This window comes from Chloroherpetonaceae bacterium (assembly GCA_025056565.1).
In the GTDB taxonomy this organism is placed as follows: Bacteria; Bacteroidota; Chlorobiia; order Chlorobiales; family Thermochlorobacteraceae; genus Thermochlorobacter.
In genome coordinates, this window is sequence record JANWWA010000054.1 from 1 (window position 1) to 700 (window position 700).

General features: G+C 49.4%; 1 protein-coding gene. It reads left to right on the plus strand.

Translation table 11 applies throughout. From position 1 onward, the window contains the following. A partial coding sequence (locus NZM05_12640) for a hypothetical protein (GenBank protein MCS7014462.1) occupies window positions 1-386 on the plus strand: 386 nt, incomplete at its 5' end. Between the last annotated feature and the right edge of the window lie 314 nt (window positions 387-700).

The following is a 700-nucleotide window of genomic DNA, read 5'->3' on the forward strand; positions in this document are numbered from 1 at the left end:
CGGAGCATTGGATTCACAAGAGCAAGGTAGGCTCATTGCGAGGCTATTTTAATAAGCCGCATATCGTCGTGGGCTTGGGCTTTCGTGGCGAGCGGCAACTTGCGGCGGCGTTTGACATGCGCGGTTACCCGTGGATGGGCGATGTGTATCACTTGACGCCGAAAAAAGAATTTTCGCGCGCTGAGTTAGAATTAAGCGAAGAAGACATTGCGCGCTACCTTAACTCGGCGATGGCGCGGCAATATGTGATGGACACGTTTCGAGAGGTAACATATCATCTAAGCATCACGCAATTAAAGGAAATTCCGTTGCCAACGACTTTCGAGCAAGTTGATAGAGCGGCTCAACTGCTTTCTGTTGCGCTAACGAATTCGTTAGAGCGTTGATTTCAAGCGATTTTCGGGTATTTGCGCAATCTTGCTGACCTCACCCCCGATTCCAACCGTTGGTTGGAATCGTTCCCCACTCCATGACAAGGAGAGGGGTTAGGGGTGAGGTTCTCCGAGCGCGAGCTTGACGAGCGTCAAGACAAAAGGAGAGGGGTCAGGGGTGAGGTTGCGCCGCACAAAGCGCTCAAAACTGATTGCTCAAAAGTCAGCACAACCTAATTCTCAATTAAAAATTCATAATTCGCAATCACTTTTTACAATTAAAACCAATCGACTATGATTCTCTCGCACGACCTCGACCTAACGCTGCG